Source organism: Sphingomonas sp. CCH21-G11, assembly GCF_001555965.1.
Lineage (GTDB): Bacteria > Pseudomonadota > Alphaproteobacteria > Sphingomonadales > Sphingomonadaceae > Sphingomonas.
Genome location: NZ_LSHX01000020.1, coordinates 1 through 7,436 on the forward strand (window position 1 = coordinate 1; position 7,436 = coordinate 7,436).

Annotated in this window: 9 protein-coding genes, 1 pseudogene and 1 riboswitch; of the genes and pseudogenes, 4 read left to right on the top strand and 6 right to left on the bottom strand. The window is 64.4% G+C overall.

From position 1 onward, the window contains the following. Positions 1–531, bottom strand: a pseudogene (locus AX676_RS04600) (hypothetical protein); the annotation flags it as partial. 153 nt (positions 532–684) lie between these two features. On the opposite strand from AX676_RS04600, the gene relB reads away from it, so the two are divergent. The 4 genes from relB (at position 685) to AX676_RS17045 (ending at position 2,541) form a co-directional block, all read left to right on the top strand. Next, the gene (gene relB / locus AX676_RS04605; protein ID WP_066481023.1) at positions 685–903 is read left to right on the top strand and encodes a type II toxin-antitoxin system RelB family antitoxin; all 219 of its coding nucleotides are present in this window, start codon (positions 685–687) and stop codon (positions 901–903) included. Next, a complete protein-coding gene (locus AX676_RS04610) occupies positions 887–1,153 on the top strand; it encodes a type II toxin-antitoxin system RelE family toxin (RefSeq protein ID WP_066481022.1) in 267 nt (88 codons plus the stop codon). Before relB ends, AX676_RS04610 begins: the two co-directional genes overlap by 17 nt. Positions 1,154–1,609: 456 nt before the next feature. Then, on the top strand, positions 1,610–2,038 hold the full coding sequence (locus tag AX676_RS18020; protein WP_197417105.1) for a helix-turn-helix domain-containing protein: 429 nt from the start codon (positions 1,610–1,612) through the stop codon (positions 2,036–2,038). Continuing rightward, positions 2,035–2,541 (top strand): ImmA/IrrE family metallo-endopeptidase, encoded by a 507-nt coding sequence (locus AX676_RS17045; protein WP_082731251.1) that lies wholly within the window; start codon positions 2,035–2,037, stop codon positions 2,539–2,541. The genes AX676_RS18020 and AX676_RS17045 overlap by 4 nt, the downstream gene beginning before the upstream one ends. A 12-nt stretch (positions 2,542–2,553) precedes the next feature. Here AX676_RS17045 and thiC read toward each other — a convergent pair whose 3' ends face one another. From thiC to AX676_RS04635, 5 genes are all read right to left on the bottom strand, one after another. After that, the gene (gene thiC / locus AX676_RS04615; protein WP_066481021.1) at positions 2,554–4,575 is read right to left on the bottom strand and encodes a phosphomethylpyrimidine synthase ThiC; all 2,022 of its coding nucleotides are present in this window, start codon (positions 4,573–4,575) and stop codon (positions 2,554–2,556) included. Positions 4,576–4,610: 35 nt separating this feature from the next. After that, a riboswitch (TPP riboswitch) is annotated at positions 4,611–4,720 on the bottom strand. A gap of 36 nt (positions 4,721–4,756) precedes the next feature. After that, entirely contained in the window at positions 4,757–5,257 is a 501-nt protein-coding gene (locus AX676_RS04620) for a hypothetical protein (RefSeq protein ID WP_066481020.1), read from the bottom strand. A 26-nt stretch (positions 5,258–5,283) separates the two neighbouring features. Beyond that, positions 5,284–6,147 carry a MipA/OmpV family protein gene (locus AX676_RS04625; RefSeq protein ID WP_231726073.1) on the bottom strand — a complete coding sequence of 288 codons (864 nt, stop codon included), beginning with the start codon at positions 6,145–6,147 and terminating at the stop codon, positions 5,284–5,286. Between the two features lie 105 nt (positions 6,148–6,252). After that, entirely contained in the window at positions 6,253–6,657 is a 405-nt protein-coding gene (locus tag AX676_RS04630) for a DUF2141 domain-containing protein (protein ID WP_066481017.1), read from the bottom strand. Then, positions 6,614–7,420 (bottom strand): sterol desaturase family protein, encoded by an 807-nt coding sequence (locus AX676_RS04635; RefSeq protein WP_082731250.1) that lies wholly within the window; start codon positions 7,418–7,420, stop codon positions 6,614–6,616. Before AX676_RS04635 ends, AX676_RS04630 begins: the two co-directional genes overlap by 44 nt. Between the last annotated feature and the right edge of the window lie 16 nt (positions 7,421–7,436).

Below are 7,436 nucleotides of genomic sequence, written 5' to 3' on the forward strand. Positions count from 1 at the left end.
GGCGCGCACGGTGCCGTAGCGTTCGGGCTTCAGGTGGCTGAGCAGATATTTGAGCAGGCGGTTGTCGTGGACGACGCGCGTGCCGACCACCTCGCCGCGGTGATTATAGACGTCCTGCTCGCTCCCCTCGATCACGCGTTCAAAGGCGATGTCTTCGATGAGGCCGGCGGCGTGGTGGCGCGCGGCGTCCCAGGCGCGGGCAAAGGCGGCCCCATGGGCGGAACGGCGCAGCTGATAGGCGCTGGCGCGCGACATGCCGACTTCCGTGGCGGCGAGCGCAACCAGGCCGGTGTCGGCGAGCGTTTCGATGAAGCGGCGCTGCTTTTCCTCGGTCCAGCCGTCGAGGCGCGGGCGGCGGCGGACGGGCACCCAGCGATAATTGGCAGGGTCGTAGAGGATGGGTTCGCCGGCTTCGTCGTCCGCGTCGGTGAGGGCGAGCGCGGTCGAGTCCGCTTGCGGATCGGGCGCGGGGGTGGCGGCGGCGTGTTCGCGGTCAGCGGCCGAGGCGGAGGCGTGCGGTTCGTGCGTCATCCGACAGGGTGAAGCGGATTTGATGCGGGTAGGACAGCGCGGGGTGGCGGGTGTTGGATGGTTTGTCGGCGGGGTGTGGCGGATGGGCATCCGTCAGGACGTGCGTTGTCGCGCACCCGCGCCGATGCTATATATGTATAGCAGGAGGCCAAGATGCTCGCGGTACGGATCGACGCGGAAACTGAAAAGCGACTGGCGGCGCTGGCTGAGAAGACCGGGCGTACCAAGACCTTCTATGCGCGCGAGGCGATCCTGGCGCATCTCGACGACCTCGAGGATTTCTATCTGGCCGAGGAGCGGATGCGCGATTTCCGGGCCGAGGATGCGATTCCGCTGGCTGATTTGAAGCGCGACCTTGGTCTGGACGATTGAGTTCACGCCGGATGCGGCGAAGGAATTGAAGAAGCTGGGCCGCGCCGAGGCCGGGCGGATCATCCGAACACTGGAAGAGCGGATCGCCAAGCAGGACGACCCGCGGAGCCTGGGCGCGCCGCTGACCGGTGATCATGCAGGCTATTGGCGCTGGCGGATCGGCGATTACCGGGTGATCGCGCGGATCGAGGATGCGCGGGTGCTGATCCTGGTGGTGCGGGTGGGGCACCGGCGGGAGGTTTATGGGTAAAGTGTTCGCCGCGCTTGAGCCGGCCACGAAGAACGCGGCCGGCTCGATGTATGCACTCCCACGACTTCACCGCGGACGGGGATAGGTTGGAACCGGATAACTTGGCACGTGAGGCCGAACCGGCGGGACTTGGGCCGGGTGAGGCCGGGGCGGAAGATGCTCGACCACGATCAGCGCTTGCTGTCGGGCGTCGTGCGAACCGGCGTCCAACCACGACCGGGCGCGGTAGTCGGCGGAAACGTACGATTGTCCGGGACCGTCGTGAAGTTGTCGTACCGCCCGCCACGGGGACCGGTTTCTTGGAATATGCCACCGCGATTGCCGCTGTTGCTTCCTGGTGTCTTCATTTTACTTCCTCTGTTTAGCGACCCGAATCGGCCGCTCGCTCAACCTCGCCAAAATTCCAACATGTGTCAATTACAAACGTGCTATGTTTGTAGTACAAACGCTCTAGTAATGCAACGCACTCTCAAAAACCGGCTAAATGTTTGTGTCGTTGACATTGCGAGTTATGACAGGCATACGGGTAGTGTGGATGAGGGGGCGATCTACAAGACTTTTGGTCAAGCGGTTGCCAATCGCAGAGCAGCGGTTGGCAAAACGCAAGAACGTGTGGCTAGCGAATTAGGCCTTTCGAGAGCGTCGCTTGCCAATATCGAACGCGGAAAACAGCGCGTTTTTTTGCATCAGATTTTGGCGTTGGTCGATGCGCTGGAACTGGGAAGCGCGCATGAGATTGTACCCGCACGGGTGGTTTCATCAAAGCAAGGTGCCAAGGCCGACGTGACGATGTCCGGAGCGAAAGACCTTTCAAAGGACCAAAAAGCCTTGGTTCACAACATCGTAAATGCTTTAACTTCTACTTCAAGCCGAGATAATATATGACCCGCCTAGCTCAAGAAGCTGTTCGGCAAGCAAAGTCGGTGCTCACGAAATTCAAAGTTGAAAGTGCACCCATTCCGATTGAACAAATCGCACGAGCGCGAGGAATAGCTGTTCAACATCTCCCGTTAGATGATGAACTTTCAGGTATGTCGTTCATAAAAAATGGCATATCAGTCATCGTCGTGAATGCGGCTCATCACCCCAATCGTCAACGGTTCACCATTGCCCATGAGTTAGGGCATCATATCATGCATGCAGATTATCTGTTAGATAATGTACATGTGGATAAAGCAGTTCTACATAGAAATAGCCGATCGAGCGACGGCGTGGATACTAAAGAGATTGAGGCAAACGCCTTCGCTGCTGAAGTTTTAATGCCAACGTCATTGATGAGATCATACAAAGATCTAGACATAAACGACGAGCGTAAGCTAGCCTCTGTAGCAAAACACTTCAGAGTGAGCGTCTCGGCAATGATTATTCGCATTCTGAATCTCTCTTGACGGGATAGACCGTCAATCCCGCTCCCTTCCCCCCGCGCCGAGATACAACTCCCGCCCCATCGCATCATAGACGCGGCTCATTTCGGCCATGCCGGCTTCGGCTTGTTCGGGGGTGAGGGTGTCGGGGGTGGCGCTTGCGGCGGGGCCGCTCTCCCCGGCCTTCTCCCCTGAAGGGGAGAGGGAGGTTGCGGTATCCGCCCCTCCACCATCGGCTTCGCCGATGGTCCCCCTCCCCATCGTGGATGGGGAGGAATTGGCGGCGATGAAGGCGTCGGCTTGCTGATTTTGCTTGGCGGCGAAATCTCGCACTTCCTGGGTGATCTTCATCGAGCAGAATTTGGGGCCGCACATGCTGCAGAAATGCGCGGTCTTGGCGCCTTCGGCCGGGAGGGTCTGGTCGTGATATTGTTCGGCGGTGTCGGGATCGAGCGACAGGTTGAACTGGTCGCGCCAGCGGAACTCGAAGCGGGCGCGGCTCAAGGCGTCGTCGCGGAGTTTGGCGGCAGGGTGGCCCTTGGCGAGATCGGCGGCGTGGGCGGCGAGCTTGTAGGTGACGACGCCGACCTTCACGTCGTTGCGGTCGGGCAGGCCCAGATGCTCCTTGGGCGTGACATAGCAAAGCATCGCCGTGCCGTACCAGCCGATCATCGCCGCGCCGATGCCGCTGGTGATATGGTCATAGCCGGGCGCAATATCGGTGGTGAGCGGCCCCAGCGTATAGAAGGGCGCTTCGCCGCACGCCTGCAGCTGCTTGTCCATATTTTCCTTGATCTTGTGCATCGGCACGTGGCCGGGGCCCTCGATCATCACCTGGACATCCTGTTCCCAGGCGCGCTTGGTCAGCTCGCCCAGCGTATAGAGCTCGGCGAACTGGGCTTCGTCATTGGCATCCGCGATCGATCCGGGGCGCAGGCCGTCGCCGAGTGAATAGGCGATGTCATAGGCCTTCATGATCTCCGTGATCTCGTCGAAATGCTCGTAGAGGAAGCTCTCCTTGTGATGCGCCAGGCACCATTTCGCCATGATGCTGCCGCCGCGTGAGACGATGCCGGTCACGCGCTTCGCGGTCAGCGGGATATAGGGCAGGCGGACGCCGGCGTGGATGGTGAAGTAATCCACGCCCTGTTCGGCCTGTTCGATCAGCGTGTCGCGGAAAATGTCCCAGGTCAGTTCCTCGGCAATGCCGCCGACCTTTTCCAGCGCCTGATAGATGGGGACGGTGCCGATCGGGACGGGCGAGTTGCGCAGGATCCATTCGCGGGTGTCGTGGATGTTGCGGCCGGTCGACAGGTCCATGACCGTGTCGGCACCCCAGCGGATCGACCAGACGAGCTTGTCGACTTCCTGCGCGACGTCGCTGGCGACGGCGGAGTTGCCGATATTGGCATTGATCTTGACCAGGAAATTGCGGCCGATCGCCATCGGTTCGGTTTCGGGGTGGTTGATGTTGCTGGGGATGATGGCGCGGCCGCGGGCGACTTCGTCACGGACGAATTCGGGGGTGACATAGTCGGGGATGCTGGCGCCGAAGGACTCGCCGTCGCGGGTGTACTCATTGAGCATCTCGCGGCCCAGATTTTCGCGGGTGGCGACATATTCCATCTCGGGCGTGATGATGCCGCGCCGCGCATAGTGCATCTGGCTGACGTTCATGCCGGGACGCGCGCGGAGCACCTTCTTGCGGACATTGGGAAAGGGCTGGACCCCGCCGGAGCGGTCGGGGCCGAGCTGGCCGTTGTCCTCGGGGCGGACCTCGCGCTGGGCGACTTCCTCGACATCGTTGCGGGCGCGGATCCAGGCGCTACGCAGCTCGGGCAGGCCGGCCATGATGTCGATGCGCGCGTCGGGGTCGGTATAGGGGCCGGAGGTGTCGTAGACGCGCAGCGGCGGCTCGCCGGAGCTGGGCTCGAGATGGATCTCGCGCATGGCGACGCGCACCGCCGGATTCTGGGGGGCCGCGACATGGACCTTGCGGCTGCCGCGGATCGGGCCGGTCGTAACCTTGAGTTCGGTGCGCGCGGGGATGTCTGCCATGTTACTCTCCTCAGGCGGGGAGAGCACGGATTTCCGGGGGAAAGCCGCCCACTCCCTACGCCGGTATCAGCCGGATCAGGTTCAGCGGGTCGATGGCTCCTGCCATCCTCTCAAGCGCGGAATGCGGCGCTCCCCCGGGGATGGCGCGAGCCTAGCAGAGCGCAGGCGCGCGCGTAAGGGGTCAGCCCAGCATCTTGTCCGCGAGGATCCACGCCCAGACGATCAGGGTCAGCGCGCCGCCCGCAATCGTCCACCTGACCGCGCGGCCGAGCAGCAGCGCCTGCGCGTCGATCGAACGGACGAAGGCGGCGAGCATCCGCTGGCGCAGCGCGTCGCCCGCCAGCCCGTCGCCGTCCGCTTCCTCGCCGATCAACAGCGCGCGCAGCACGAAGACGCAGGAGACGACGAGCGGCACGAGGCCGGCCAGGCTGGCGATCGTCTCCAACGGCTGGCGCGCGGCATCGAGGCTGAGCGGCGCGCCGGGCGAGGCGCTGATCGGATGGGTGCCGATGGTGATCATCAGCGCGTTGAAGGCGAGCATCGCGCCCAGCCGCACCGACAGGTCGAGGTCGCGCCCCTCGAGATAGTCGAGATCGGCGACGAAGGCGTCGGTGCAGTCGTCGCCGCGCATCGCCTGAAACGCGCGGAGCGGGGTGCGGATGCTGGCGGGACGGCGGGCCATGACCCCCGCCCCATATCAGCCGCGCGTCAGAAGGAATAGGCCAGCCCGACCCCGGCGATCAGCTGGCTCGCGTCGCCGGCCTCCGCCACGATCGGCGAGCGTTTGAACTCGCCGAGCAGCTCGTAATAGCCGAGCAGGCCGATGACGCTGAGGCCGCGGGTCAGGTCGCCGGTGATCGACTGGGTGACGAGCAGGTTGACGCCCGCGCGCTTGAAGCCGCTGCCCGCGCCGGCATAGGGGCTGAGCCCGCTCGCCGCGCTGCCCGCGGCGCTGACGTCGAAATAATAGTTGCCATAGCCCTTGCCGACATATTCGGCGAGCACCGACAGCCCGACAAAGGTCCGCGTCGACAGGGGCGTGCCATATTCGATCGTCGGGGTGACGACATAGCTGCCATGCGCGCCCGCGACATCGGCGACCGCGGAGACGCGCGCGGTGATGAAATCGTAATCGCTGGTGATCACCCCGGTCTTGGTCACCCCGACCCAGCCGCCGGGCTCGACCGCGACGTCGAGCTTGCCCAGCGCCTCGACCTGGGGATCGTGGATCTTGAGCGCGCGGTCGAGCCGGACGCCGAGCACCGGGCCGAAGCCGATGTCGATGCCGTCGTCGCGCCCCGCATCGCGGATGACGTCGGCATAGAGCGCCGGCCCGCGCGAGAAGAAGGAAAAGCCCGCGACCTGGCCCCGGATGGCGAATTCGGGGATGATGATGTTGTTGTCCGACCCTTCATAGCTGGGGACGGTGAGCACCCCGGTGCCGAGCGTCAGGCGATCGGCGGCGGGATCGAAGTCGGGAACCGCTTCCTGCGCGCGGGCAGGGGCGGCGGCGAGCAGCAGCGCGGCAAGCGGCGCGGCGGACAGGGCAAGCATGGCGCGCGATCGGGACAAGCGGGTGGCCTCCGGGTTCAAAAAGACGCCTCGACAGCACGGAGGCACGACGCTGAACGCCGGACGTAACAGATTGCTCCCGCGCGCGTCAGGCGGCGCCGAAGATTAAAGCAAGTAGCGGATACGCACGGTCTGGGCCGAGGCATTGCCGTCGAGGTCGAAGCCGGCGGCGGCGAAGCGCGGCGGGCCGAAGCCGATGCGCGGATTGCGCGAGAAGCCGAACCCTTCGCGCGGGATGCCGGCAAAGGTGTCGAGCCGGGCGTTGCTGTTTTCGTCGTGGATCACCGCGATCGCATAACGGCCGGGCGCGAGCCCGTCGAAGCGGACGTCGCGGACATGCGCGGGCACGGTGCGGGTGACGGCGTGGCTGTCGTCGACGCAGCCGGGAAAATTGTCGGGATCGGCGGTCAGGCAGACGCGGATCAGCCCCCGGGCCGAGCGCACGCTGGTCAGCGTCACGTCGACCTCACCCGTCGGCACCGCCCCGGGCAGCAGCCCGACGATGAGCATCGCCGCGCCCAGCCGGCGCAGGAACCGCTGAACCGGGCCGGCGTCCAAAGCCGCCGATCCCGTCATCGGTGCGGCAGACGCGGTCCCAGAAGCGGAAATATAGCCCATAATTACACCCATAGCGTTCGTGATGCCGTTGATGATGGCTTGCGGTGATCAGCCACGCCCCCAATGGCCCCCGCCACATGAACGCAGGGAAAACCTCCCACCCCATATGGTTGGTCACACCCATAACGGTCATCACCGCAAGAACAAGGCCGAGCGCGGCGGCGTGGATCGGAATGACGAAGACCAGTAGCGGGATTACCACAGCACCGGTTAACGCTTCGATCGGGTGGAACGCCATCGCCGCCCAGGCGGTCGGCGGCCGGCTGGCATGATGGACGGCATGCGCGAGGCGGAACAGCCGCGGCCGGTGCATCCAGCGGTGCGTCCAGTAGAACCAGGTGTCGTGCGCGAACAGATAGAGCAGCACCGACAGCGGCAGGTACCAGAGCGGATAGTCGGCGACGTCGGTGTAGATCCGCGTCCAGCCCAGATTGCGCCACCCCCAGGCGACGACGCCCGCGGGCACGCCGTAGATCGCGGCGCTGGCCAGCGACCACTTCACCTCGCGCACGATCTGGCGGTCGAGCCCGGCATAAAGCCCCGGATGCCGCCAGCGCGTCGCCAGCGCAAACGCCCCGCTGGTGAGCAGATAGCGCACGCCGACGATCGCCGTCATGGCGAGCGCGGAGAGGAGAATGGCAAGCGCGAGGGTCACGGGGGTGGGTGTAGGG